The 25,187-nt window shown below is 66.3% G+C and carries 28 protein-coding genes; 17 read left to right on the forward strand and 11 right to left on the reverse strand.

What is annotated here, in order from left to right; genetic code table 11:
- Window position 1: 1 nt before the first annotated feature.
- On the reverse strand, window positions 2–376 hold the full coding sequence (locus KDJ86_RS02185) for a cupin domain-containing protein (protein ID WP_291742284.1): 375 nt from the start codon (window positions 374–376) through the stop codon (window positions 2–4).
- 86 nt (window positions 377–462) lie between these two features.
- Between KDJ86_RS02185 and KDJ86_RS02190 the strand changes: the two genes are divergently transcribed.
- From KDJ86_RS02190 to KDJ86_RS02235, 10 genes are all read left to right on the forward strand, one after another.
- Entirely contained in the window at window positions 463–921 is a 459-nt protein-coding gene (locus KDJ86_RS02190) for a MarR family winged helix-turn-helix transcriptional regulator (protein WP_291742287.1), read from the forward strand.
- A gap of 89 nt (window positions 922–1,010) precedes the next feature.
- Window positions 1,011–1,265 carry an exodeoxyribonuclease VII small subunit gene (locus KDJ86_RS02195; protein ID WP_291742290.1) on the forward strand — a complete coding sequence of 85 codons (255 nt, stop codon included), beginning with the start codon at window positions 1,011–1,013 and terminating at the stop codon, window positions 1,263–1,265.
- 64 nt (window positions 1,266–1,329) lie between these two features.
- Window positions 1,330–2,247: a pirin family protein gene (locus KDJ86_RS02200; RefSeq protein WP_291742292.1), complete on the forward strand. Its 918-nt coding sequence runs from the start codon at window positions 1,330–1,332 to the stop codon at window positions 2,245–2,247.
- Window positions 2,248–2,435: 188 nt separating this feature from the next.
- Window positions 2,436–4,352, forward strand: a complete 1,917-nt coding sequence (dxs, locus tag KDJ86_RS02205; RefSeq protein ID WP_291742295.1) for a 1-deoxy-D-xylulose-5-phosphate synthase — start codon at window positions 2,436–2,438, stop codon at window positions 4,350–4,352.
- A gap of 51 nt (window positions 4,353–4,403) precedes the next feature.
- Window positions 4,404–4,781, forward strand: coding sequence for a hypothetical protein (locus KDJ86_RS02210; protein ID WP_291742298.1), 378 nt, complete (start codon window positions 4,404–4,406; stop codon window positions 4,779–4,781).
- A gap of 81 nt (window positions 4,782–4,862) precedes the next feature.
- The gene (locus tag KDJ86_RS02215; protein ID WP_291742301.1) at window positions 4,863–5,363 is read left to right on the forward strand and encodes a copper chaperone PCu(A)C; all 501 of its coding nucleotides are present in this window, start codon (window positions 4,863–4,865) and stop codon (window positions 5,361–5,363) included.
- Window positions 5,360–5,965, forward strand: coding sequence for an SCO family protein (locus tag KDJ86_RS02220; RefSeq protein ID WP_291742304.1), 606 nt, complete (start codon window positions 5,360–5,362; stop codon window positions 5,963–5,965). Before KDJ86_RS02215 ends, KDJ86_RS02220 begins: the two co-directional genes overlap by 4 nt.
- A 43-nt stretch (window positions 5,966–6,008) precedes the next feature.
- Complete coding sequence (locus tag KDJ86_RS02225) at window positions 6,009–6,140, forward strand: hypothetical protein (protein WP_291742307.1); 132 nt, start codon at window positions 6,009–6,011, stop codon at window positions 6,138–6,140.
- A complete protein-coding gene (locus KDJ86_RS02230) occupies window positions 6,124–6,879 on the forward strand; it encodes a TlyA family RNA methyltransferase (RefSeq protein ID WP_291742310.1) in 756 nt (251 codons plus the stop codon). The genes KDJ86_RS02225 and KDJ86_RS02230 overlap by 17 nt, the downstream gene beginning before the upstream one ends.
- 131 nt (window positions 6,880–7,010) lie before the next feature.
- A complete protein-coding gene (locus KDJ86_RS02235; RefSeq protein ID WP_291742313.1) occupies window positions 7,011–7,994 on the forward strand; it encodes a lysylphosphatidylglycerol synthase domain-containing protein in 984 nt (327 codons plus the stop codon).
- Between the two features lie 17 nt (window positions 7,995–8,011).
- Here the strand turns inward: KDJ86_RS02235 and ribB are convergent, their stop codons facing one another.
- The 5 genes from ribB to KDJ86_RS02260 all read right to left on the reverse strand — a co-directional run bounded on the left by ribB (window position 8,012) and on the right by KDJ86_RS02260 (window position 12,880).
- Window positions 8,012–9,124, reverse strand: a complete 1,113-nt coding sequence (gene ribB, locus KDJ86_RS02240) for a 3,4-dihydroxy-2-butanone-4-phosphate synthase (protein WP_291742315.1) — start codon at window positions 9,122–9,124, stop codon at window positions 8,012–8,014.
- Window positions 9,125–9,138: 14 nt separating this feature from the next.
- Window positions 9,139–10,227, reverse strand: coding sequence for a chorismate synthase (gene aroC / locus KDJ86_RS02245; protein WP_291742317.1), 1,089 nt, complete (start codon window positions 10,225–10,227; stop codon window positions 9,139–9,141).
- 154 nt (window positions 10,228–10,381) lie between these two features.
- Window positions 10,382–11,206 carry a dienelactone hydrolase family protein gene (locus KDJ86_RS02250; protein ID WP_291742319.1) on the reverse strand — a complete coding sequence of 275 codons (825 nt, stop codon included), beginning with the start codon at window positions 11,204–11,206 and terminating at the stop codon, window positions 10,382–10,384.
- 112 nt (window positions 11,207–11,318) lie between these two features.
- Window positions 11,319–11,900 carry a histidine phosphatase family protein gene (locus tag KDJ86_RS02255; protein WP_291742322.1) on the reverse strand — a complete coding sequence of 194 codons (582 nt, stop codon included), beginning with the start codon at window positions 11,898–11,900 and terminating at the stop codon, window positions 11,319–11,321.
- A 77-nt stretch (window positions 11,901–11,977) separates the two neighbouring features.
- Complete coding sequence (locus KDJ86_RS02260) at window positions 11,978–12,880, reverse strand: LysR family transcriptional regulator (protein ID WP_291742326.1); 903 nt, start codon at window positions 12,878–12,880, stop codon at window positions 11,978–11,980.
- A 92-nt stretch (window positions 12,881–12,972) separates the two neighbouring features.
- Here KDJ86_RS02260 and KDJ86_RS02265 point away from each other — a divergent pair, with 92 nt between their 5' ends.
- Window positions 12,973–13,977, forward strand: coding sequence for an SDR family NAD(P)-dependent oxidoreductase (locus KDJ86_RS02265; protein ID WP_291742329.1), 1,005 nt, complete (start codon window positions 12,973–12,975; stop codon window positions 13,975–13,977).
- Here the strand turns inward: KDJ86_RS02265 and fabI are convergent.
- Window positions 13,974–14,792 (reverse strand): enoyl-ACP reductase FabI, encoded by an 819-nt coding sequence (fabI, locus tag KDJ86_RS02270; RefSeq protein ID WP_291742332.1) that lies wholly within the window; start codon window positions 14,790–14,792, stop codon window positions 13,974–13,976. The two genes, KDJ86_RS02265 and fabI, sit on opposite strands and share 4 nt — an antisense overlap.
- A gap of 190 nt (window positions 14,793–14,982) precedes the next feature.
- Between fabI and KDJ86_RS02275 the strand changes: the two genes are divergently transcribed.
- The 3 genes from KDJ86_RS02275 to KDJ86_RS02285 all read left to right on the forward strand — a co-directional run bounded on the left by KDJ86_RS02275 (window position 14,983) and on the right by KDJ86_RS02285 (window position 17,583).
- On the forward strand, window positions 14,983–15,369 hold the full coding sequence (locus KDJ86_RS02275; protein WP_291742335.1) for a COG4315 family predicted lipoprotein: 387 nt from the start codon (window positions 14,983–14,985) through the stop codon (window positions 15,367–15,369).
- Window positions 15,370–15,449: 80 nt separating this feature from the next.
- Window positions 15,450–16,880, forward strand: a complete 1,431-nt coding sequence (locus KDJ86_RS02280; protein WP_291742337.1) for an FAD-binding oxidoreductase — start codon at window positions 15,450–15,452, stop codon at window positions 16,878–16,880.
- Window positions 16,881–17,022: 142 nt separating this feature from the next.
- Window positions 17,023–17,583, forward strand: coding sequence for a DUF6101 family protein (locus tag KDJ86_RS02285; protein WP_291742340.1), 561 nt, complete (start codon window positions 17,023–17,025; stop codon window positions 17,581–17,583).
- Window positions 17,584–17,595: 12 nt separating this feature from the next.
- Here the strand turns inward: KDJ86_RS02285 and KDJ86_RS02290 are convergent, their stop codons facing one another.
- The gene (locus KDJ86_RS02290; RefSeq protein WP_291742343.1) at window positions 17,596–17,982 is read right to left on the reverse strand and encodes an RT0821/Lpp0805 family surface protein; all 387 of its coding nucleotides are present in this window, start codon (window positions 17,980–17,982) and stop codon (window positions 17,596–17,598) included.
- A 154-nt stretch (window positions 17,983–18,136) separates the two neighbouring features.
- Between KDJ86_RS02290 and pdxH the strand changes: the two genes are divergently transcribed.
- A complete protein-coding gene (pdxH, locus tag KDJ86_RS02295) occupies window positions 18,137–18,733 on the forward strand; it encodes a pyridoxamine 5'-phosphate oxidase (protein WP_291742347.1) in 597 nt (198 codons plus the stop codon).
- A gap of 9 nt (window positions 18,734–18,742) precedes the next feature.
- Here the strand turns inward: pdxH and KDJ86_RS02300 are convergent, their stop codons facing one another.
- From KDJ86_RS02300 to KDJ86_RS02310, 3 genes are all read right to left on the reverse strand, one after another.
- Window positions 18,743–20,587 carry a monovalent cation:proton antiporter-2 (CPA2) family protein gene (locus KDJ86_RS02300; RefSeq protein ID WP_291742351.1) on the reverse strand — a complete coding sequence of 615 codons (1,845 nt, stop codon included), beginning with the start codon at window positions 20,585–20,587 and terminating at the stop codon, window positions 18,743–18,745.
- Between the two features lie 103 nt (window positions 20,588–20,690).
- Window positions 20,691–22,112, reverse strand: a complete 1,422-nt coding sequence (gene tldD / locus KDJ86_RS02305) for a metalloprotease TldD (protein ID WP_291742354.1) — start codon at window positions 22,110–22,112, stop codon at window positions 20,691–20,693.
- 160 nt (window positions 22,113–22,272) lie between these two features.
- Window positions 22,273–22,743 carry an invasion associated locus B family protein gene (locus KDJ86_RS02310; protein WP_291742363.1) on the reverse strand — a complete coding sequence of 157 codons (471 nt, stop codon included), beginning with the start codon at window positions 22,741–22,743 and terminating at the stop codon, window positions 22,273–22,275.
- Between the two features lie 754 nt (window positions 22,744–23,497).
- Here KDJ86_RS02310 and coxB point away from each other — a divergent pair.
- Window positions 23,498–24,391, forward strand: a complete 894-nt coding sequence (gene coxB / locus KDJ86_RS02315) for a cytochrome c oxidase subunit II (RefSeq protein WP_521085246.1) — start codon at window positions 23,498–23,500, stop codon at window positions 24,389–24,391.
- Between the two features lie 68 nt (window positions 24,392–24,459).
- Window positions 24,460–25,187: cbb3-type cytochrome c oxidase subunit I (locus KDJ86_RS02320; protein WP_291742357.1), on the forward strand; the 728-nt coding region annotated here is incomplete at its 3' end.

Consider the following 25,187-nt stretch of genomic DNA (forward strand, 5'->3'; position numbering starts at 1 on the left):
GCTACTCCGCCCAGGGGGGCGTGAAAGGCGGGGCATCGCCGATCATTGCTTGCCCGCCGACAGGGAGGACGGCGACCGCCTCGAAAGGCTCCGTACCGGGATTGTAGAGGGCGAATTCGGTGTCGGGCGGAACAATGACGGCGCTGCCCGCGGTGAATTCCGATTCCGTCCCGTCGATCGAAACGCGAGCCGAGCCGGAAATGGCGACGAGGATTTCCTCGCGGCTCAAGCGGTGGATATTGGCCGGCGTTCCCGGCCGCATGACGACGCGCCAGACCGAATTCTCGCTGGCGCCGCGGCTGGGGGCGGCAAGACCCGTGAAGGTCACGCCCGGAATATCGAATGTCGGCGCTGACCGGGCGGATATGATGGGCATCGCATGCCTCCTTGCGGATGGGGTTTTGGTGTTTGGGGTCGGTTCGCGTATGGTCAAGTACCTTGACTATATTGAAAGGCGGTCTATTGGTCAAGAAACTTGACGAAAATGATTGGCCGGACGCACTGGACCATGTCGGCTGGCGCCTGTGGCAGGCGACGCAGCGCTGGAAGCGTGAACTCGACGAGGGCCTTGTCGCCATGGGCCACCCGTGGGCCGCGGAGGCACGCGCCAACGTCATCATGCATGTCGGGCGGTCGGGGATTCGCCAGTCCGAACTGGTCCGTCGCATGGGGCTGAGCAAGCAGGCGGTCCAGCAGCTTCTCGACGGCCTCGTCGCCGACGGGATCGTCGAGCGGCGGCCCGATCCCGAGGACAGTCGCGCCAGGCGTATCGTGTTCACCGCTGCGGGCCGCCGGATGCTAGGCGATTCCAACCGTGTGAAGAAACGGATCGAGGACGACTATCGCTCGGTCCTCGGCGAAAAGCGCTTCCGCGCCCTGATGGATATGCTGGCCGAGCTCAACGAACGTCCGCCGGACTGAGCCGGGGTTGGCCGACTCGCCGCCGGAACCTATAGAATGGGCGGATCAAGCCGAGGAACCGGCCGTCGTGAGGCCGCCAAGGAGACAGAATGCCGGACAATCAGCCCGTTGCCGTGAGCGAACTCTCCTTCGAAAAGGCTCTCGAGGAGCTGGAATCGATCGTCCAGCGGCTGGAGCGGGGCCAGGTCGATCTCGAGGAGTCGATTTCCATCTATGAGCGCGGCGAGGCGCTCAAGGCGCATTGCGAGAAGCTGCTGAAGGAGGCCGAGGGCAGGGTCGACAGGATCAGGGTCGGCGCCGGCGGCGAAGCGACCGGATCCGAGCCCCTCGACGGCGGGTCCTGATTCGCGCCGCTTGCATCGCTTCGGCGCGGCGCTATCTCAGTCGTTTCGCACAACGGAGTCTCCCATGCGTCCGCTTCCAATGCCCGATCCCGGTTTCGGCGACGCCGGCGCCGCCGACCTGATCGATGCCGTCGTCGTCCCGCGCACCAAGGATCTTGGCGGCTTCACCGTCGGCCGCGTGCTGCCCGCGATCGAGCGGCGGATGGTCGGGCCCTTCATCCTGATGGACCAGGCCGGTCCCGCCGAGATCCTGATGACCGAGAAGTTCGACGTCCGGCCGCATCCTCATATCGGACTCGCCACGGTTACCTACATCCATGATGGCGCCTTCGTGCATCGCGACTCGATCGGAAACGAACAAACCATTCTTCCGGGCGAGGTGAACTGGATGACGGCTGGAAGCGGGATCGCCCATTCGGAACGGGGACCCAGGGAATTCCGCGGCGAGCGCCACAAGCTCTTCGGGTTCCAGACATGGGTCGCCTTGCCGAGGGAGCACGAGGAGGCGGCGCCGACATTCACCCATCACGGGCGCGATGCGCTGCCGGTCTTCGGCGGCGACGGAGCGACCGTGCGGCTGATCGTCGGCTCACTCTACGGTGAGCGGTCGCCGGTCGAAACCTTCAGCGACATGTTCTACGCCGATGTCACGCTCGAAGCCGGTGCCAGGCTGCCGATCGACGCCGGCCACGAGGAAAGGGCCGCCTATGTGGTGGAGGGCGCGATCGAAGTCGGCGGCGACCGGTTCGACGCGACGCGTCTCGTGGTCTTCAAGCCGGGCGACAGCCTGGTCGTCAGGGCGCTCGCCCCGACCCGGCTGATGCTGCTTGGCGGCGAGGCCATGGATGGCCCCAGGCATATCTGGTGGAATTTTGTCTCTTCTTCGAAGGAACGGATCGAGGAAGCCAAGAATGACTGGAAACTGGGCCGTTTCGACAAGGTCTTCGGGGACGAGGAGGAATTCATCCCGATGCCCGATTGAGGTGGCGGAACGGTCCGCCCGCACCGGAAGCCGCGGATGGACCGATCATTAACGTCTCGCCAGCCATGGCGCCTTCCGTGTCCGCCGCCGCGGGACTTCGTGATGCGTGCCTTAATTCGGGCTGCTATAACCCTTTTTCGATGCAACCGAGACCGCCCGAATCAACCGCAGGATCTCCCGCCGCGAAGATGACAGCCTCACCAACGCCGCTCCTCGACAAGGTGCGCCTGCCGGAGGATCTCCGCAGTCTCGAACCGACACAGCTCCGGCAGCTCGCGGACGAGTTGCGGCAGGAGACGATCTCCGCCGTTTCGGTGACCGGCGGGCATCTCGGCGCCGGCCTTGGCGTCGTCGAGCTGACCGTCGCGCTGCACTACGTCTTCGATACGCCGCGGGACCGGATCGTCTGGGATGTCGGCCATCAGGCCTATCCGCACAAGATTCTCACCGGTCGCCGGGACCGGATCAGGACGCTCCGGCAGGCCGGCGGGCTGTCCGGCTTCACCAAACGCGCCGAAAGCGAATACGACCCCTTCGGCACCGCGCATTCCTCGACCTCGATCTCGGCGGGGCTCGGCATGGCGGTAGCCCGCGATCTCGCCGACGGCGACAACAACGTCGTCGCCGTGATCGGCGATGGCGCGATGTCGGCGGGCATGGCCTATGAGGCGATGAACAATGCCGGGCATCTCAAGTCGCGGCTGATCGTCGTCCTCAACGACAACGACATGTCGATCGCACCGCCGGTCGGGGCGATGTCGGCTCATCTGGCGAAGCTGGTCTCCGGTCGCACCTACCGGAATTTCCGCAACTTCGCCAAGCGGGTGCTCGATCGCTTTCCCCGCTTTTTCCGCGACAAGGCGAAGCTCACCGAGGAATTCACCCGCAGCTTCTTCACCGGCGGGACGCTCTTCGAGGAGCTCGGCTTCTACTATGTCGGGCCGATCGACGGGCATAATCTCGACCATCTGCTGCCGGTGCTGCAGAATGTCCGCAGCATGCGGAACGGACCGGTGCTCGTCCACGTCGTGACGAAGAAGGGCAAGGGCTATGCCCCGGCCGAAGCCTCGGCCGACAAGTATCACGGTGTTGCCAAATTCGATGTCGTGACCGGCAAGCAGGCCAAGAGCACGGCGAACGTTCCCGCCTATACCAAGGTCTTCGCCAACGCCCTCATCCGCGAGGCCGAGGCCGATGACAAGATCGTCGCGGTGACCGCGGCGATGCCGGGAGGCACCGGCCTCGACCTGTTTGCCGAGCGCTTTCCGGGGCGCTGCTTCGACGTCGGCATTGCCGAGCAGCACGCGGTGACCTTCGCGGCCGGGCTCGCGACGGAAGGCTACAAGCCGTTTGCCGCGATCTATTCGACCTTCCTGCAGCGCGCCTATGACCAGGTCGTCCACGATGTGGCGATCCAGAGCCTGCCCGTGCGCTTCGCGATCGACCGGGCCGGATTCGTCGGCGCCGACGGCGCGACCCATGCCGGCTCCTTCGACACGACCTATCTCGCCTGCCTGCCGGGCTTCGTCGTCATGGCGCCGGGCGACGAGGCGGAGCTCGTCCATATGGTGGCGACGGCGGCGGCGATCGACGATCGGCCGTCGTCCTTCCGCTATCCGCGCGGCGAGGGGATTGGCGTCGACATGCCGGAGGTTGGCGTGCCGCTCGAGATCGGGCGCGGCCGGGTTCTGCGCGAGGGCAGCAAGGTGGCCATCCTGTCCTTCGGCGGCCGGCTGGGCGAATGCCTGCGCGCGGCGGAGGAACTCGACGCCCACGGTCTCTCCACCACGGTCGCCGATGCCCGCTTCGCCCGTCCCCTGGACACGGCGCTGGTCGACCGTCTGGCCCGCGAGCATGAGGTGCTGCTGACGGTCGAAGAAGGGGCGATCGGCGGTTTTGCCAGTCACGTCCTCAATCACCTGGCGACCTCCGGCGCGCTCGACAGCGGCGTCAAGGTGCGGCCGCTGACCCTGCCCGATCGCTTTGTGGACCAGGACAAGCCGGATGCCATGTATGCGGCCGCCGGGCTCGATGCGGCGGGCATTGTCGCGGCCGCCTTCGCCGCGCTTGGCCGCGATGGCGGTGCCGCGGTGCTGCGCGCCTGAGAGGCGATCTGACGCGGCGTTCCGCGTTCCCGACGTGCTAGAGATGTGTCGATGAGACAGAGGTCGTTCCTTGCCGCGGCGAGAAGCCGGGATGGCCGGTCGCTGGCGCGCGCGCTGGCGATCCTCCTGCTTTTCAACCTCTTCGCGGCGGGGCTCCATACCGGGGCCATGGCGGCGGGCGAGGGGAGCGGGCTTGTCCTCTGCCTGGGATCGTCCGGCGGCGGCGAACCCGTGGCGCCGATCTCGCACCGGAGCGATTGCTGCTTCACCGGCTGCGTCACGACGCCGGCCGGCCTGCCTGTGTGCGGCGACCTTGCCCTGTTCATACCGGAGCGGCTGTCCGATCGCCCCGATCTCGGCGACGTGGTCGCGCTTGCTGCCCCCGGCCCCGAAAGACCCCGCGCTAGGGGCCCTCCCTTCCCCGCCTGAGACCAACCGACTTCGCTTTCGTTCTCAGGTCGCGGAGCGCGCGTGGTGCGCTGGATTCCGCGTATTTCAAGGGGAAATTCCATGTTTTTCCGTACTTTCGTCGCCGCTGCCGCGGTCGCCTTGACCTTCACGGGGCAGGCATTCGCGCAGGAGGTCACCGTCGGCAGCCTGACGCTGACCGGTCTGTGGACCCGCGCGACGCCGCCAAACGCGCCGGCCGGCGGCGGCTTCCTGACCATCACCAATGACGGCGACGAGCCGGATCGGCTCGTTGCCGTGTCGTCTCCCGGCGTGAAGACCGGCGAGATTCACGAAATGAAGGTCGAGGACGGGGTGATGACCATGCGGCCGCTCGAGGACGGGCTGGAAATTCCCGCCCACGGCAGCGTCACCCTTGCCCCGGGCGGATACCACCTCATGTTCATCGGGCTGGAGAAGCCCTTCGTCGAGGGTGAGGAACTGCCGGTGACGCTGACCTTCGCCGGGGCCGGGTCGGTCGACGTCGTCCTTCCCGTCGCGGCGATGGGCTCCAAGGGACCTTCCGGCGGCGACGGCCAGAAGAAGATGGACATGAAGCAATGACGGCAATGAAGACGGTCCGCTACGTCCTCTGGGCGGCTGTCGCGGTGGTCGTCGCGGGTGCCGCGGCGATCTTCGTGATCAACCAGCTCGACGAGGATTCGCCACCCGCCAATGTCGCCTCGATCGGCGGGCCATTCTCGCTGACCGACCAGCATGGCGAAACGGTCACCGAGGCCGACCTCAAGGGGCATCCGTCGGCGATGTTCTTCGGCTATACCTTCTGTCCCGAGGTCTGCCCGACGACGCTGCTCGAAATGACCAGCATGATGGAGAAGCTTGGGCCGGATGCGGACAAGCTGAAGGTCTATTTCGTCACCGTCGACCCCGAGCGCGATACCCAGTCGGTCCTCGCCGAATACCTGCAGGCCTTCGATCCCCGGATCGTCGGGCTGACCGGATCGCGCGAGGCGATCGACCAGGCATTGTCCGCCTATCGGGTCTTTTCGCGGAAGGTGGAGCGCGACAAGGGGCCGTATCTGATGGACCATACCGCCGGTGTCTATCTGCTCAATTCGGACGGAACCTTCACCGGCACGATCGCCTATCAGGAGGACGAGGAGACTGCCATGGCCAAGCTCAAGCGCCTTGTCGGCAGGTCATGAAGGGTTCTACTTCGTGATTCCGTGATAGGGTTTGGTGATGACCGTGGCGACGAAAACCTCCATCGGGCCGGCCGCGCTCGCCGTTGCGGCGGGCGGCGCCGTCCCGTGGACGACGTTCGGGAGCCTCGTCTATTTCGACGTTATCGCCGGCGCCTTCGTTGGCTGCTTCCTCTAGCGACGAGCGTCGCCGCCTGGACGTGACCCTGGTCGAACGGGGGATCGCGCCGACCCGGGCACGGGCGCGGGATGCGATCCTGCGCGGCGCCATCGTCGTTGCCGGCGAGACGGCCAGGCGACCGGCGATGATGGTGGCGGCCGACGTACCGATCGAGGCTCATGATCCGGCCGGCCGCTACGTTTCACGCGCGGCGCTGAAGCTCGTCGCCGGACTGGATCACTTCGGCTACGACCCGGCCGGCCTTCGTGTCCTCGACATTGGTGCGAGTTCGGGCGGTTTCACCGAGGTCCTGATCGAACGCGGAGCGGAGCGTGTCTATGCGGTCGATGTCGGCCATGATCAGCTCCACCATCGCCTCCGCGATCATCCGGCGGTGCGGATGCGGGAGGGGCTCAACGCGCGCGATCTCGCCGCCGAGCATGTCCATGGCACGGTCGGGGCGATCGTTTCCGACGTCAGCTTCATCTCGCTGCGGCTGGCTCTGCCGGCGGCGCTTGCCCTCGCCGCGCCCGGTGCCTGGGGTGTCTTCCTGGTCAAACCGCAATTCGAGGTCGGCCGCGGCGCCATCGGCAAGGGCGGGATCGTCCGGGACCCGCAGGCCGGCAGGAACGCTGCCGATGGCATCGCCGACTGGATGGCGTCCCGGCCGGGATGGACGGTCGACGGACTGATCGATTCGCCGATTACCGGCGCGGGCGGCAACCACGAATATCTGCTCGGAGCCAGGCATGCCTGAAAGCGGCGCAAATCAAGGGCAATTTGCCGCAACGGAACGCTGGTTTCGTCACCATCGCGCCGCTATGTCAACATGGTGGCAGGCAAACCAGATGATCCGGGATGGGCAGTGATCCGGAGGCAAGGACATTGATGCAGAGGCTCGGCCGCTTTCGTCACTATTTCTGGCCGACGGTCGGGATCCTCGCGGTCGCGTTTTGCGGATGGCTTCTCTACAAGGAGCTCCGCAACCTTACCTTCGCCAGTCTCATGGAAAGCCTGGGGGCGATTTCCCCGCACAGCTGGACGCTGGCGATCTGCGCGACTCTGGTCGCCTATTTCGCGCTCGCCGAATATGACCGCATCGCGCTGATCCATCTCGGCCGGAAGATCAACTGGCCGTTCGTCATGGTGACGTCCTTCACCACATATGCCCTGTCCCACAATATCGGCGCCTCGCTGCTTTCCGGCGCCGTGATCCGGTTCCGTGCCTACGGCTCGCGCGGATTGTCGCCCGCTGAGATCGGTGTGCTGGTCGCCCTCACGTCGTTCACCTTCCTGGTCGGCTCGCTGACGCTCGGCGGGATCGTTCTCGTGGCGAGACCGGAGGTCATCCAGCGCTTCTTCGACCTGCCCGACTGGGCGGCGATCGTGATCGGCCTCGCGCTGCTGTCGCTGGTGGCGTTCTACCTCGCCGGCGCGATGTTCCATTTCAAGCCGCTGATCATCGGCGGCTTCCACCTGCACTATCCGAAGCCCAAGGTGGTGCTGCGCCAACTGATCGTCGGTCCGGTGGAACTCATGGGCGCGGCGGCAATCATCTATTTCTGCCTGCCCGAGGCCGGCAATCCGGGCTTCCTGACGGTGCTCGGCGTCTTCGTCGCTTCCTTTTCCGTGGCCATCGTCTCCCATGCGCCGGGCGGGCTCGGCGTGCTCGAATATGTCTTCCTGACCGCGCTGGACGACATGGACCAGGCGGGCGTTCTTGCCGCGCTGATCGTTTTCCGGCTGTTCTACCTGCTGCTGCCGTTCGCCTCGGCGCTGATCATCGTCCTCTTCTTCGAGCGGTCCGAATTCCGCAGGGCGTCCGCCGAACGGCTGGCGAAGGGGCGACAGGAAAAGGTTGCCGGCGAATAGCCGGACCCGCCACCTTCCTACGATTCGAGAAGGTCGGTCGCTTCGATTTCGATGCCGAAGCCGTCGAGGCCGACATAGTGCAGCTCGCGGGAGGCAATCAGCCTGATCGAGGTGACGCCGAGGTCGCGGAGAATCTGTGCGCCGAGACCGATCTCGCGCCAGTCCCGGCGTCGCTGGTCGGCGGTTCCGTGGTGTTCCTCTCCGGCCGCGGTCCGGTCCCGCGGGCGCTCGTCCGATGTGGCGACGCCGACGGCGCCTTCGCGAAGATAGACGATCACGCCGCGGCCTGCCTCGCCGAGCTGCTCCATGATCCGGTCGATCGTGCTTTTCGCGGCGAAGACGTCCTGGGTGACGGCTTCGCGATGGAGGCGGACCGGCAATCCGCGTCCATCGCCGATCTCGCCGAAGACGATCGCTAGGTGCTCGGTCGGGTCCCATTCGGTCCGGTAGGCGATCGCCTGGGCGGGACCGCCCTTGGTCTCGATGTCGAAGGAGCCGACGCGCTCGACCAGCGTCTCGCTGCGCTGCCGCCAGGCAATGAGATCGGCGACCGAGAGCGTCCTGAGCCCGTGCTTTTCAGCAAAGGCCGCGACCTCCGGTCCGCGCATCACGGTGCCGTCGTCATTGACCAGTTCGGCAAGGACGCCAACCGGCTCGAGATCCGCAAGGCGGCAGAGGTCGACGGCCGCTTCGGTATGGCCGGACCGCATCAGCACGCCGCCTTCGCGCGCGATCAGTGGAAAGACGTGGCCGGGGCGGACGAAGTCGCCCGATCCGGCATTCGGATTGGCAAGCGCCCGGACGGTGACGCAGCGTTCCTCCGCCGAAATGCCGGTGGTCGTGCCGTGCCGGAAGTCGACCGATATGGTGAAGGCCGTGTTGTGCGGCGCGTCGTTGTCGGCGACCATCGGGCTGAGGTTCAACCGTCGCGCCGTCTCGCGGGGGAGCGGGGCGCAAACGATGCCGCTGGTGTGGCGGATGACGAAGGCGATCTTCTCCTGGGTGGCGTGGACGGCGGCAAGGATCAGGTCGCCCTCGTTTTCCCTGTCGTTGTCGTCGGTGACGACGACGATCTCACCACGTGCGAAAGCCCTGACGGCTTCGCTCACCCTGTCATTGTCTGTTGTCATGTATTCCGTCCGCCTCAGCCGATCTGGCCGCGGTGCCTGAGATAGTGGTCGGCGAGCGCGATCGCCACCATCGCCTCTCCGATCGGCACCGCCCGGATGCCGACACAGGGGTCGTGGCGCCCCTTGGTCGATACCTCAACCTCCTCGCCGGCGCGGTTGACCGTGTGGCGCGGCGTCAGGATCGACGAGGTCGGCTTGACCGCGAAACGGGCGACGATCGGCTGCCCGGTCGATATCCCGCCGAGGATGCCCCCGGCGTGGTTCGACGTGAATTTCATCTCGCCGTCGTGACCCATATGAATCTCGTCGGCATTCTCCTCGCCGGTCAGGGTCGCGGCAACGAAACCGGCGCCGATCTCGACCCCTTTCACCGCGTTGATCGACATCAGGCCGGAGGCGATGTCCTGGTCAAGCTTGCCATAGACCGGCGCACCGAGGCCTGCCGGCAGGCCGTGCGCGATGACCTCGATCACCGCGCCGACCGACGAGCCGCGCTTGCGGATGTCGTCGAGATAATCGGCGAAGAAATCCGCCATCTCCGCATCGGGGCAGAAGAACGGGTTGTTGTCGACCGCGTCCCAGTCCCACCGGTCGCGATCGATCGCGTGCGGCCCCATCTGGACGAGGGCGCCGCGGACGATCATGTCGGGCACGACCTTGCGGGCGATCGCCCCGGCCGCGACCCGGGTCGCGGTCTCGCGGGCCGAGGCGCGGCCGCTGCCGCGGTAGTCACGAATGCCGTATTTGGCTTCGTAGGTGAGATCGGCGTGGCCGGGCCGGTACTTGTCCTTGATCTCCGAATAGTCCTTCGAACGGGCGTCGACATTCTCGATCAGGAGCGAGATCGGCGTTCCGGTGGTCAGCAGGTCGCCGGTTTCCTCGTCCTCGAAAACCCCGGAGAGGATGCGCACGGCGTCGGGCTCGCGGCGCTGCGTGGTGAAGCGCGACTGGCCGGGCCGGCGCTTGTCCATGTAGTGCTGGATCTCCTCCTCGGAGATGGCGATGCGCGGCGGGCAGCCGTCGACGACGCAGCCGATGGCCGGACCGTGGCTCTCGCCCCAGGTGGTGACGCGGAAAAGATGACCGAAAGTGTTGTGTGACATGCCTGCGGGTTTCCGAGAACGGACCGGTTCTAATGCATTTTCCGGAAAAGTGCGTGAATCTTTTGGGCCGCGGGCACTGACGCGCGCATCGGGCATTTTGCGGCGAAAGGAGATCAGGCGAGGGGCCCGATCCCCTTGTCGCAGGAAGCGGTGGTCAGCCGAGGTTGGCCTTGAGGAAAGCCAGAGTCCTGTCCCAGGCAAGCGCCGTGTCCTCGGCGTCGTAGCGGGCCGAGGTCGGATTGGCGAAGCCGTGGTCGGCCGTGTACCAGTTGACGGTGAGCTCGCCGGCCTTGCCGGCTTCCTTCATCGCCGCTTCGAAGCCGGCCACCATCTCCGCGTCGATGTTCTGGTCTTCGGTGCCGAAATTGCCGAGCACGGGCCCCTTCAGCGCCTTCAGCTCGTCGGCGGTCTTGGCGACGTTGCCGTAATAGATGACGGTGGCGTCGACCGGCGTCGCCAGCGAGGCATTCAGCGACCATCCGCCGCCGAAGCACCAGCCGATGGTCCCGACCTTGCCGTTGCCTTGCGGGTTCTTCTTCAGCCAGTCGATCGCCGTGACCAGCTTCTTCGTCGCGAGGTCCGCGTCGAGTCCCTTGATCAGCGCCATGGCGCCGTCGGGCGTCGTCGCCGGTTCGGCATCGAACAGGTCGATGGCGAAGGCGATGAAGCCGAGCTTGGCGAATTCGGCGGCGACCGACTTGATCTGGTCGTTCAATCCCCACCATTCGTGGACGAGGAGGAGGGCGGGGGCATTTTCGGCGTCCGGCAGCGCCAGCGCTCCCTTCACCGGAGCGCCGCCCGGCATGTCGATCTCGATCATCTCGACCGTGTCCGCCTGGGCGCGCGCCAGGACCGGGTCGAAAAGCACGGCCGCGAGCGGAAGGGCCGCGAGCCCCTTGAGGAATGCCCGCCTTTGCTCGTCGGGAATGATGATGGGCGGCATTTCCTTATGCGCGCCGCAGCCGTCAAGATCGCACATGGCTGGTCTCCTCTGGTCGTGTCGGGTGGATTCTACAGCGATGGAAACTAGGGCCTGAACACACGATCCCTGATCACGCATCGGTCACGGATGTGTGAGGCCCGGCACGAACCTAGATCCAGCTCGCGGCACCGTCCCTGATCAGCATGGCCTGGTCCTGCGGGAACGGCATCGCCACCGCCTCATGCGGGTCGAGGTCGAGCAAGGTGCGGCGCAGGACCCGGCCGACCCCGCCGTGAGACACCGCCATCGTCGGCCGCTTGATACCGGCGAACCACGTCTCGACCCGTTCCGACAACAGTCGGTAGCTTTCCCCGCCGGGTGGCAGGAAGCCCCACTTGTCGCGCTCCCGCGCCGCCACCTGGGCCGGATCCTGTTGGCGAAGCTCTTCGGTGGTGAATCCCTCCCATTCGCCGAAGGTGATTTCGCGGAGCCGGTCGTCGAGATGATAGGCGGACGGATCGAGTCCCATGGCGAGCCGGGCGATCTCCATGGTCTCGCGGGATCGCTCGAGCGGGCTGGCGACGAAGTCGTAGCCGGCTATATCCGGAATCGCCGCGAGGACTGCCTTGCCGTTCCGCTTCGCCTGGCCGCGCCCGTTGTCGTTCAGCGGGATGTCTCTTTGTCCCTGCAGGCGTCCTTCGACATTCCAGTCGGTCTCGCCGTGGCGAAGGAAGACGATGGTCGGCTGCATGTCGGGGAATCCATTCCGGGCACGGTTGCCCGGAGGTTCTGCGGCAATGCGGGCCGGGAGGCAAGAGAGGCGGCGCCTTAACGCCCCGCCTGGGCGACATAGGTGCCGACTTCCTCGACCAGATGGTCGAACATCAGCCGCATCCGCCTGACCGACCGGAGGTCCTCGTGCATGGCGACCCAGACCTCGAGGTCGATGCCAAAGGCGTCGGTGAGCACCGGGATGAGCTCGGGTTGCCGACGGGCGAGGCCGGTCTGGCAGCCGCCGATGCCGGCGCCGGCCCGGATCGCGGCGAGCTGGGCGAGGTCGCTGTCGGTCCTGAAGCTGAAGATCTCACGGTCGATATCGATGCCCCGCGACTTCATCGCCCGGATGCTCGGAGTCTCCGTGTCGAAGCCGATGACGGTGTGCGAGGCGAGGTCGGCAAGGGTCCGTGGCATGCCATGCGCTTCGAGGTACCGGCGATGGGCATGGAGACCGATATGCACGGCGCCGAGCTTGCGGGCGACGAGCGCCGCCTGGGTCGGCCGGACCATGCGGATGGCGATGTCGACCTGCCGGCGCAGCAGGTCCTCGGTCTCGTTCGACAGGACGAGCTCGACGGCAACGGCCGGATGCGCGTCGAGGAAGCGGCCGAGAATGGGCGGCAATATCTCACCGCCGACGATTTCGCTCGCCGAGATGCGGATCGCGCCACGCACCTCCTCCGCCTCCCCGGACGCGATACGGAGCAGGGCCGCGGCCGTGCCGGCCATCGAGTCGGCGTAGGGCGCGAGCTCGACCGCAGCCGCCGTCGGCTCCAGCCCGACCTGCGAGCGGGTGAAGAGCGCGGTGCCGAGATCGGCCTCCAACTGGTCGATATGCCGGCCCACGGTGGGCTGGGTCAGCGTCAGCGCGCGGGCGGCGGCCGAGAGGCTGCCTTCGCGCATGACGGCGCGGAACGTCCGCCAGAGGGTCCAGTCAGGATCGCGGATAGCCATACAAATATGTATTGCAGAAGTGCATTTATATGCAATTTCTTTATAGGCGCCTTTGACCTACGTGTCTTGCCGGGACAGGAAAGGAGACGATCATGACGGAACGGAAGACGGCTCTGGTGATTGGCGCGACGGGCGGCTTCGGTGGTGAAGTCGCGTTGGCGTTGCTGCGGCGCGGGTGGCGGGTGAAGGCGCTGAGCCGCCGGGTCGACGAAGCCGCGAACCGCCATCCCGAACTCAAGCCGGTGGAATGGATCACCGGCGATGCGATGAACCGGGACGACGTCGTCGCCGCGGCCGAGGGCGCCGCGATCATCGTCCACGGTGCCAACCCGCCCGGCTATCGCAATTGGGAGACGATCGCGATCCCGATGCTCGAAAATACGATCGCGGCGGCGGAAGCGACCGGCGCACGCATCGTTGTCCCGGGCAATATTTACAATTACGGGCCGGATGCATTTCCCCTGCTCGCCGAGACGTCGCCGCAGAACCCGTCGACCCGCAAGGGCCGCGTCCGGGTCGCCATGGAGACGATGCTGGAAGACGCCGCCAGCCGCGGTGTCCGCTCGGTTGTCGTGCGGGCCGGCGACTTCTTCGGGCCGCGGGCGGGCAACAACTGGTTCGCCGGCGCGATGGTCAAGGCCGGCAAGCCGGTGCGCTCGGTCTGGCATCCGGGAAAGCCTGGCATCGGCCACGCCTGGGCGTATCTTCCCGACCTCGCCGAGACCATGATGCAGCTGATCGAACGCGAGCGGGAACTGCCGGCTTTCGAGACCTTCCATTTCGCCGGACACTGGATGGACGACGGCATCGAGATGGCGGAGGCGATTGTCCGGGCTGCCGCCGATCCCCGCATCCCGATCCGCCGGTTTCCCTGGTGGGCGATGACGCTTGCCGCGCCCTTCGTCACGCTCGCCTATGAGATGCAGGAGATGAAATACCTGTGGAAGGAGCCGCTGCGTCTCGACAACCGGAAGCTGGTCGCCTTCCTCGGCAGCGAGCCGCATACCCCGCTGGACACCGCGGTCTCCGCCACCCTCGAGGGGCTGGGCTGCCTGCCGGGCGACGGCGCGGGGCGGGCGGTGCCGCTCGCCGCCTAATCCTTGACCGTGGCGATATCCGGGGCGTCGACCGCCTTCATGCCGACGACATGGTAGCCGGCGTCGGCATGGAGCACTTCGCCGGTCACGCTGCGGCCGAGGTCGGAGAGCAGGAAGAGGCCGGTATCGGCCACTTCCTCGATGGTGACCGAGCGCTTCAGCGGCGCATTCAGCTCGTTCCATTTCAGGATGTAGCGGAAGTCGCCGATACCCGAGGCAGCGAGCGTCTTGATCGGCCCGGACGAGATGGCGTTGACGCGGATCCCGTTGCCGCCGAGGTCGACGGCGAGATAGCGGACGCTCGCCTCGAGCGCCGCCTTGGCGACACCCATGACGTTGTAATGCGGCATCACCTTCTCGGCGCCGTAATAGGTGAGGGTGAGGATCGACCCGCCGTCGGTCATCAGCTTTTCGGCGCGCTGCGCCACCGCCGTCAGCGAAAAGCAGGAAATCAGCATCGTGTTGGAGAAGTTGTCGGCGGTCGTGTCGACATACCGGCCGGTCAGCTGCTCCTTGTCGGAAAAGGCGATGGCATGGACCAGGAAATCGAGGCCGCCCCACAGCTCGCCGACCGTCTCGAACACCGAATCGAGCGTTTCGGACTGGGTGACGTCGCAATGGCCGACGACCTTTGCACCGATTTCCTCGGCGAGCGGCTCGACGCGTTTCTTGAGGGCGTCGCCCTGGTAGGTCATCGCGACCTCGGCGCCGGCTTCCCGGCAGGCCCGGGCGATTCCCCATGCGATGGAGCGGTTGTTGGCGACGCCCATGACCAGGCCGCGCTTCCCCTGCATGAGTGCGCTGGTATTGGTCATTCGCGGCCCCGCCTTACTACGCCTTTGGAAGGCGGCCTCTATCGCATACGGCAAACCGCGCATCAAGGATGAGCGTGAGGCCTTGCGATCACAAATCCAGATAACTTGTTACGAATAAAAGGGCGGCATCAGGCGTTTGCATCGCGGACCGGGCGCTTTCCGTGCCCGGAGCCTTAAAGGAGGCTTTGCCATGAAAACCCTGATATCCGGCGCCGTTGCCGCCCTCATCGCGGCTTCGACGGCCGCGCTCGCGATGGGGCCGGCCAAGACGATGGAAACCTCGCTTGGCGAGGTCTTTGTCGATGACAACGGCATGACGCTCTATACCTTCGACAAGGACGAAACCGGCATGTCCAACTGCTACGACCAATGCGCCACCAACTGGCCGCCGCTGATGGCCGCCGATGGGGCCATGGCGGAGGGCGACTGGACGCTGGTCGAGCGCAAGGACGGCACCATGATGTGGGCCTATGACGGCAAGCCGCTCTACACCTGGATCAACGACGCCAAGCCCGGCGACGTGACCGGCGATGGCGTCGGTGGCGTCTGGCATGTCGCCAAGCCCGGCGCGATGTAGGCCTTCCGGGAACTGCGACGTGCCGCTGATGCGGTGCGTCGCCTCGACGTGTCCGGTCGGGCCGCCTAGAATGGCGGCCAATGGACGCCAAGATTCCCTTCCCGGACAGTGCGCTTGTCGATCGTTTCGCGGCGATCGTCGGCACGGAATACGCGCTGCGCGATCCGGCCGCGATGGCCGCATATCTCAGCGAACCGCGCAACAAGTTCCACGGGACGACGCCGCTGGTCCTCAGGCCCGGCACGGTGGGCGAGGTCTCGGCCATCCTTCGGCTCGCCAACGAGACCGGTACGGCGATCGTGCCGCAAAGCGGCAATACCGGGGTCGTCGGCGGTCAGGTGCCGGACGCCAGCGGCAGCCAGGTGATTCTCTCGCTGGCGCGTCTCAACCGGATTCGTGAGGTCGACGCGGCCGGCGACACCATGACGGCGGAGGCCGGCGTCATCCTCGCCGATGCCCATGCCGCCGCCGACGCGGTGGGGCGCCTGTATCCCCTGTCGCTCGCCTCCGAAGGGTCGTGCCGGATCGGCGGCAACCTCTCGACCAATGCCGGGGGCACGGCGGTGCTGGCCTATGGCAACACCCGTGAGCTCGTCCTCGGCGTCGAGGTCGTGCTTGCCTCGGGTGAGATCTGGGACGGCCTGAGGAAGCTGCGCAAGGACAATACCGGCTACGACCTCCGCGATATGTTCGTCGGCGCCGAGGGAACGCTCGGGGTGATCACGGCGGCGGTGTTGCGGCTCGTTCCCAAGCCGCGCGGCAAGAGCGTCGCGATCGTCGGTCTCCAGAGCCCCGCGGCGGCGCTCGGCCTTTTCGAGATCGCCCGCAGCTACGCCGGGCGCAATCTCACGGCCTTCGAGATCATGCCGCGGATCGCGATCGAGACGGTCGTGCGATACGTGCCCGGCACGCGCGATCCGATTGCCGGACCGCATCCCTGGTACATCCTGTTCGAGGTCTCGTCCCTGCGCTCCGAGGAGGATGCCCGGGCGACCGTCGAGGCGATCTTCGCCGACGGCTTCTCGAAGGACCTGGTCGACGACGGTGTCCAGGCCCAGTCGCTCGAGCAGGTCAACGCCTTCTGGCTCCTCCGCGACGCCCTTTCCGAGGTCCAGAAGCACGAGGGCGGTTCGATCAAGCATGACGTCGGCGTGCCGCAGGCAGCGGTGCCCGAACTCATAGAGCGGGCGGGGGAGGCGGTGCGGAAGGTCGTTCCCGGCTGCCGCCCGTTCCCGTTCGGCCATATCGGCGACGGCAACATCCACTACAACATCACCCAGCCTGAAGGCATGGACAAGGCCGCCTTCCTCGCCCGCTGGGATGACGTCAACGCGGTGGTCCATGCGATTGTCGGCGAACTCGGCGGCACCATTTCCGCCGAGCACGGCATCGGCCAGCTGAAACGCGACCTGCTCAAGACGGTGAAGAGCCCGCTCGAGATCGACATGATGCGGCGGCTGAAGTCCGCCTTCGATCCGAAGGGCATCCTCAATCCCGGCAAGGTGTTGTGAACCCTGACCGGTTACCTGCCGCTAACCCTCTGGCCAGTCAGTAAAATTTAACCGAACCCCTTAAGCGGATACTGATCCCTTTCTGTCACCTTGGCGCCACTGAACGAGGTCCACGAACAAACGGACCCGGGGAGCGTTATTGGTGCGTCAGACAGCTGTGGCCGGCAAGGCCGCGGCGGGTTCGAGCCGGAGTTTCCGGCTCGACCCGTTCGCCTTGCCCATCCGTCATGTTTCTCCGCCGGATTGGCCGGCATTCACGCTTGATCGCCAGCGTGCGGTCGTTCGCCTGCCTCTCGCCGGGACATTGGCGACGATCACGGTGCCGGTCGACGCCTATGACGGCGTTTCGGTTCGTATCGAGCCGGTCGGCACGGAGGGCGAGATCACCGTCATGGTCGAATTGATGCACCGTGACCCCGCCCTGACCCTGCCGCTTGTCATCGCCGCCTCGCCGGAGGACGCCGCGGCGGACTGGATCGCATGGGGGCGCACCCTCAACCTGCCGCTGCTCGTCATCGAGAGCGACGGCACGGTACGGGTGCCGGTCAAGAACATGGGTTCCGTTGCGGTCGCGAAGCCGCTGACCCGCCGCAATCGCGGCCTGTTCAGGGGGCGGCGGTCGCGCAACATCAGGCGACGCAAGGTGGGATCGAGCCGCGGGACCGAGGTCCTGGCGGGCCGCGAGATCATCGCCCGGGATTGACCCGGCCGGAGCCTAAAGCAGCTTGCTGTCGTCGGCCCTTATGCCGGTGAGCCGCCAGGTGCCGCCTGCCGGCTGGCAAGCCTCGCCGCTGTAGCGACGCACGCCCCTGAGGTCGCTGACCGTGGTCGAGAAGGGCCGGCAGGTTCCACCATTGCGCTGCTCGGCCGTGGCGACCGTGATCGAACCGTAGGATCCGGTCTGCGGGTTGCTCCACGGCCGCGTCAGGTCGGCATCCTTCGGGGCGATTCCGGCGACCGTCCGGCGCATCGCCTCCCAGTCGGAAGGATCGACGCCGTCGGTCACCGAAACCTGGATCGAGCCGGTGGCGATCGGGTCCGTTGCCTGCGTCGGCAGTCCGACCTGGGCGCATCCTCCAGCCGACAACGCGATGGCGGCCAATAATGCCGCCCGGAAGAATGGCGGAGCCTGGCGGCCGCCTTCACCGGTGATCGGCGATTGGCGGCGCGGGTCGCGACGGCTATATGGGGGACGTGACCTCTTCAAGGCCGATGGCTCCTGGCACAATGCCCACCAGCATCGTGATATTTCGTTAATGACTCGTGACCTCGAACAGTCGGCGGATCCGATTTCGCTGTTTTCCGAATGGTTTGGCGAGGCGGAAGCGTCCGAGCCCAACGATCCCAACGCCATGGCGCTGGCCACCGTCGACGAGGACGGACTGCCGGACGTCCGGATGGTCCTCCTCAAGAGCTTCGACGCGGACGGGTTCGTCTTCTTCACCAACTACGAAAGCGCCAAGGGGAGGGAATTGCTAGCCAATCCGAAGGCGGCTCTCTGTTTCCACTGGAAGAGCCTTCGCCGCTCGGTCCGGGTCCGCGGCCCGGTGAGCGAGGTATCGAAGGAGGAAGCCGACGCCTATTTCGCCTCGCGGGCGCGCGGCAGCAGGATCGGCGCGTGGGCGAGCAAGCAGTCGCGGCCACTGGAATCGCGCTTTGCACTGGAGAAGGCGGTCGCCGCCTTCACCGCCAGGTTCGGAGTCGGCGAAATCCCCCGGCCCGACTACTGGTCGGGCTTCCGGATCGCGCCTCAGCAGATCGAATTCTGGGCCGATCGGCCGTTCCGGCTCCACGACCGCATCAAGTTCGTCAGGACCGCCGACGGCTGGGAGAAGTCCCGGCTCTATCCGTAGGGCCGGCCCTCAGCGCTCGGTGCCGGCTTCGGCCTCGTCGGACTCGACGTCCTTGGCGACCACCGCCGTTTCGGGGCTGAGCGGTTCGGCGGCCCGCTTCGGTTCGGACAGCGGCGTTGGCATCGGCCGGGTCTTCAGCAGCTCGCGTCCGCTGTAGATTCCCTCGGCCATCTGGATCTTGAAGCGCTCGGCGTCCCGCTTGCGAACGCCGTCGGCGACCTCGGCCGCCTCGTCCTCCGGAATGCCGAGCGCCATGAGCGCGGCTTGTCCGAAGAGCATGGCGGATTCGAGGGTCTCGCGAATCTCGTAGTCGACGCCGGCGCCGATAAGGCTCAGCGAATGGCCACGGTCATAGGAGCGGACCAGCAGCCTGGCGAAGGGGAATTCCGTCTTGATGATCTCGACGGCCTTGTCAGTGGCCCGGCGGTCGTCGATGCAGATGGCGATGACTCTTGCCCGTCCCGCTCCCGCCGCCCGCAGCACGTCGAGCCGCGATCCGTCCCCGTAATAGATCTTGAAGCCGAACCGCGCGGCGCTGCGGATCATCTCGGTGTCGGAATCGATGATCGAAACGTCGATGCCCTTGGCCAGAAGCGTCTGGCTGGCGACCTGTCCGAAACGGCCGAAGCCGATGATCAGTGCCGTTCCGTCCAGCCCGTCGGCGGCCTCGACGCCTTCGAAGGACTCGCGTTCGGGAAGGAGGCGCGCGAGGATGAACGGCGCCAGCGGCGTCAGGGCCATCGATACGATCACCGCGGCGTTGAGGAGGGCGGTGACATCCGGCGTGAAGAGACCGGCGCTTGTTGCCGTCGCATAGAGCACGAAGCCGAATTCGCCCCCCTGGGCCAGCATCAGCGCGATACGCGTCGCGTCCGGGTTGCCGTTGCCGAAGGCCCGGGCGACGCCATAGATACCGGCCGTCTTGAGGACCATGAAGCCGACCACGGCGGCGATGATCACCAGCCAGGACTGGCCGATATAGGCGAGATCCAGCGACATGCCGACGCCGAGGAAGAAGAGCCCGAGCAGGAGGCCGCGGAATGGCTCGATATCCGCCTCCAGCTCGTGGCGGAAGCTCGATTCGGAGAGGAGCACACCGGCGATGAAGGCGCCCATCGCCATCGACAACCCGCTAAGCTGCATGACGAAGGCGGAGCCGAGGACGACGAGCAGCGCCGCCGCCGTCATCACCTCACGGGCGCGGGTGTCGGCAAGGAAGCGGAAGATCGGGTTCAACAGGTAGCGCCCGGCGATAACGACGCCGACCACCGCGCCGATCGCGACGCCCGCCTCGAGCCATCCCGACGGTCCGTGGCCTTCGTTGACCGACGGCGCCAGGAAGGCGACCACCGCCAGGGCGGGAACGATGGCGAGGTCCTGGAGAAGCAGGATCGAGAAGATCTTCTGGCCATGGGTATCGGTGGTCTGGCCGTTCTCCTCGAGGATCTGCATGACGATCGCCGTCGAGGAAAGGGCGAGGCCCATGGCGGCGACGACCGCGACCGGCGGCGACAGTCCGGCGAGCATTGCCGCCCCCGCGAGCAGGGCGGTGCAGACCAGCACCTGGGCGAGCCCGAGCCCGAAGATGTCCCGTTTCAGCGACCACAGCCGCGACGGCTTCAACTCCAGGCCGATGATGAAGAGAAGCATGACGACGCCGAGCTCGGCGACGCTGAGGATCGCTTCCGGGTCATTGAACACCCGCAGCCCGAACGGGCCGATGGCGACGCCGGCGACCAGATAGCCGATGACCGATCCGAGACCGATCCGCTTGAAGATCGGCACCGCGACGACGCCCGCACCGAGGAGCGCGACCGCAGGCAGCAGGTCAAATCCATGCGTCTCGACGGCCATTCTCCAGCGCCCTCTTTCGCAGCGCAAACAGATAGGGGCGGCAGCGATTACTGTCGAGGGGAGATTGTATGCAAGCCGCCTCTTCGCTGGTCGAAGCCTGGGATCAGGCGGTGCCGCCGACCGTGATCTTGTCGATCCGCAGCGTCGGCTGGCCGACGCCGACGGGCACGCCCTGGCCCTGCTTGCCGCAGGTGCCGATGCCGGGATCGAGCTGCATGTCGTTGCCGATCATCCTGACCCGGGTCAGCGCGTCCGGGCCGTTGCCGATCAGCATCGCGCCCTTGATCGCCGGCCCGATCCTGCCGCCTTCGATCCGGTAGGCCTCGGTGCAGGAGAAGACGAACTTGCCCGATGTGATGTCGACCTGGCCGCCGCCGAAGGAGACGGCGTAGATGCCGTCCTTGACCGAGGCGAGAACCTCGGCCGGATCGGCTTCGCCGCCGAGCATGATGGTGTTGGTCATCCGCGGCATCGGGATATGGGCGTAGGATTCGCGTCGGCCGTTGCCGGTCGGCGCCATCCCCATCAGCCGGGCGTTCTGGCGATCCTGCATATAGCCGACGAGGATGCCGTCCTCGATCAGGGTGGTCGAGGAGGTCGGCGTGCCCTCGTCGTCGACGGTGAGCGATCCGCGACGTCCGGGAATCGTGCCGTCGTCGATGACGGTCACGCCGGGAGAGGCGACGCGCTCGCCCATCAGGCCGGCAAAGGCGCTCTCCTTCTTGCGGTTGAAATCGCCCTCGAGGCCATGGCCGACGGCCTCGTGGAGGAGGATGCCCGGCCAGCCGGGACCGAGCACGATGTCGAAGGTCCCGGCCGGCGCCGGCACCGCGGTGAGATTGACCAGTGCCTGGCGGAGCGCCTCGTCGACCGCCGACTGCCATGACTCCCCGGTGACGAAATGCGCGAAGCCCTCGCGGCCGCCCATGCCGTGCGAGCCGGATTCCTGCCGGTCGCCGTCGCCGACCACGACATTGACTCCGACCCGGACCAGGGGACGGACGTCACGGACCAGCCTGCCGTCGGCCCGCAGGATTTCGACGACCTTGTAGGAGCCGGCAAGCGACGCGGTGACCTGACGGACCTTGTCGTCCTTCTGGCGCGCATAGGCGTCGATCTTCTCGAGCAGCTTGACCTTCTCGGCGAAGCTCGGCGCGCCGAGCGGGCTCTCGTCGCCATAGAGCGATCGATTGGTCCCCTGCGGGCCGTCGGCATAGACGCCGGTATGCCCGGCCTTGACCGCCTGTACGGCATCGGCGGCCCGCTTGATCGCCTGCTCGGAGATTTCGCCGGAATGGGCGTATCCGGCCGCTTCGCCGGCAACCGCCCTGAGACCGAAGCCCTGATTGGTATCGAAGCTCGCCGACTTCAGCCGTCCATTGTCGAAGACGAGCCCCTCCGACTGGGCGAATTCGAAATAGAGCTCGCCGTCGTCGGCGCCCCGCAGGGCATCGGCAAGGAGCGTCGTCGCGCGGGCGGGGTCGAGGCCGGCGCGGTCGAGGAGCGAATGGGGCTTGTCGGTCATATCGGGTGTCCGGTGGCGGTCTGGTCAGCCCGATATGTGTGGCATTTCGCCGGCGGTTCCAACCCCCGGTCGCCCGGACCGGGCATTCCCGCGCTCCGCCGCGCGGCGCGGGAAGGGGGCCGGATCGCGAATCGCCTTTCCGTTGGCGTGTGATCGCGTCCTATGGCAGAGCCTGGAAACCTTCTCCGAAGCCGGCGAGCGAAATCGGAATGCCGATTCCTTCCTCCGGCGTCTGGAAGATGATGAAGGTCGCGGTCTTGCCCTTGTTCAACTGGCCGAGCAGATCCTCCTCGAGGATGACCTCGGCGACGCATCCATTCGGCAGGCAGCGGACGAAGCCGGCGCGGCCGATATCGGTGTCGTCGATCTTGAGGCCGAGGCCGGAGGGCAGCAGGACGCCGAGCGGGGCGAGGATGCGCATGATCCGCGCCTGCCCGTCCGCGGTCTTCAGAACGATGACCGTCAGGCCGACATTGTCGCGATCCTCGGCCGTCACGAACTGCATGAGAACGCATTGCTCGCTCTGCGCACCGGCGGGCGTATCGCAGCGGACCTGCCAGTCGCCATGGGTCGAGCGGACCGGCGGTTCGCTCTCGGCCGGCGGTGCGATCGACACGGCAGCGTCGCGCACGTCGGGCGCCGGTGCGTCGGTGGCGGGATCCGCCGGCACCTGGTTGACCGTGACCTCCCTGACGTCCGGCGGCGCCGGCGCATTATCCGGGGAGAGGTCGACCGGCGTCTGTTCGTCGGTGGCGACGGTCGTGCTGCCCGAGCCGCCGTCGAACACCCCGAGGGCATAAAGCACGACGACGACGGCGATGGCGACCGCGAGCAGCGCCGCGACGATCGTCAGGATGGGAACGAGGCGGCTCCGGCGCGGCGGGATGTCGTCGTCATAGCCGTCGACGGTCTCGTCGAAGTCGTCATAGACCGGATCGTGCGGAACCCGACCGTCATCCTCGTAGACGCCGTCATCCTCGTAGTCGTATCCCTCGTCGTCGAGCTCCTGGTACCGGGCATTGCGGTCGTAGGCCCTGCTCGGGAGCCGCCGGCGGTCGTCCACATCGTTGTGCATAGCGCTATTTCTCTTTGGCGCCGGGCGAATCTATCCCCATCCCCCGGACGCGACCAGATGCCGAATCGCTTGCCGCGCATCCTGCACCAAACTAACCTTTGTTGAAAATCCACGGTTTTGCGCCAGAAAAATGGCCGTGGCGGGCGCGATTTGCCGCATCGCGGTTGGGGACCGTGCCGTTGCAGCGAAAAACGGCATATGGTTTCTGTCTGATACGACTCGCGCGAAAACCCGATCGTGTCGAAACGACGACGGGATTTCGCCGCGGTGCCCGCGCGTCGGGGCGGGCTGGTGGGCAAAGGAGAGAAGCGTGAAGCAGGCATTGTCTTCGCTATGGGGCAGCACGATACTGGCCGTGCTGGTCATGTCGGGGGTCGCTGGTCCGGCCATGGCCACCCAGCCGCGACCCTGGGAGGTCAATCTGCAGCCGGCCGGATCGCCGATCATGCGGATGATCCACAGCTTCAATAACGGGCTCCTGATCGTGGTCACCCTGATCACGCTGCTCGTGCTCGCGCTGCTGGTCATCGTGATGCTGCGGTTCAACGCGCGTCGCAATCCGGAGCCTTCGAAGACCAGCCACAACACCCTGATCGAGGTGGTCTGGACCGTCCTGCCGATCCTCATCCTGGTCGGTATCGCGATACCGTCCTTCTCGCTTCTGATCGCGCAGCACGATCCGGCTCGCGCGGTACCCAACTACGACCCCGAGAAGACCCTGACGATCAAGGCGACCGGGATGGCCGCCTGGTACTGGACCTACGACTATCCGGACAACGGCGACATTTCCTTCGAGTCGTTCATGCTGACCGACGACCAGATCACCGATCCGAAGACGCAGCCCCGGCTGCTGGCGGTCGACAACAACCTCGTGGTGCCGACCGGCACGGTGATCCGGATGCTGGTGACGGCGGAACCGCTGGGCGTGATCCATTCCTTCGCGGTCCCTTCGCTCGGCTTCAAGATCGACGCGATCCCCGGGCGCCTTAACGAGACCTGGTTCCTGGTCGAGCGGGAAGGCATGTATTACGGCCAGTGCTCCGAGCTCTGCGGCCGCAACCACGCCTTCATGCCGATCGCGATCCAGGCGGTCTCGCCCGAGAAATACGAGGAATGGGCGAAGGCGGCCGAGACCGATCTCGACGCGGCCTACAAGCTCCTTCCGCCCCCGGCGGCCGAGGATGCCGAAGCGGGGGACGTCTAGGATCGGGACGCATTTGGCTGAGCGTGCGACGCACCGCTCGCCGCTGAAATTCCAAGGAGACGACTGAGATGGCTACGAGCGCGGCAGAGGCAGCCCACGAACACCACCACCCGACGGGATGGCGGCGCTGGCTCTATTCCACCAACCACAAGGATATCGGCACGCTGTATCTGATCTTCGCGATCATCAGCGGCATCATCGGCGGCGCATTGTCGATTGGTATCCGGCTTGAGCTGATGCAGCCGGGGATGCAGATCTTCGGCGATCCCGAGCTCTTCAACGTCTTCACCACCGCGCACGGCCTGATCATGATCTTCTTCATGGTGATGCCGGCGATGATCGGCGGCTTCGGCAACTGGTTCGTGCCGATCATGATCGGTGCGCCGGACATGGCCTTCCCGCGGATGAACAACATCTCGTTCTGGCTGTTGCCGCCGGCGCTGCTGCTGCTGGTCATCTCGCTGTTCATGCCGAGCGCGCCGGGCGCGACCGGCGTCGGAGGCGGCTGGACGATCTATCCGCCGCTGTCGACCTCCGGCCAGCCCGGGCCGGCGATGGACTTCGCCATTCTCGCCCTCCATCTCGCCGGTGCCTCCTCGATCCTCGGCGCCATCAACTTCATCACGACGATCTTCAACATGCGGGCGCCGGGCATGACGCTCCACAAGATGCCGCTCTTCGTGTGGTCGATCCTGGTGACGACGTTCCTGCTGCTGCTCGCCCTGCCGGTTCTGGCGGGTGCGATCACCATGCTGCTGACCGACCGCAACTTCGGCACCACCTTCTTCAACCCCGA

The sequence above is a fragment of the Bauldia sp. genome (genome assembly GCF_020442045.1).
Classification (GTDB): domain Bacteria; phylum Pseudomonadota; class Alphaproteobacteria; order Rhizobiales; family Kaistiaceae; genus Bauldia.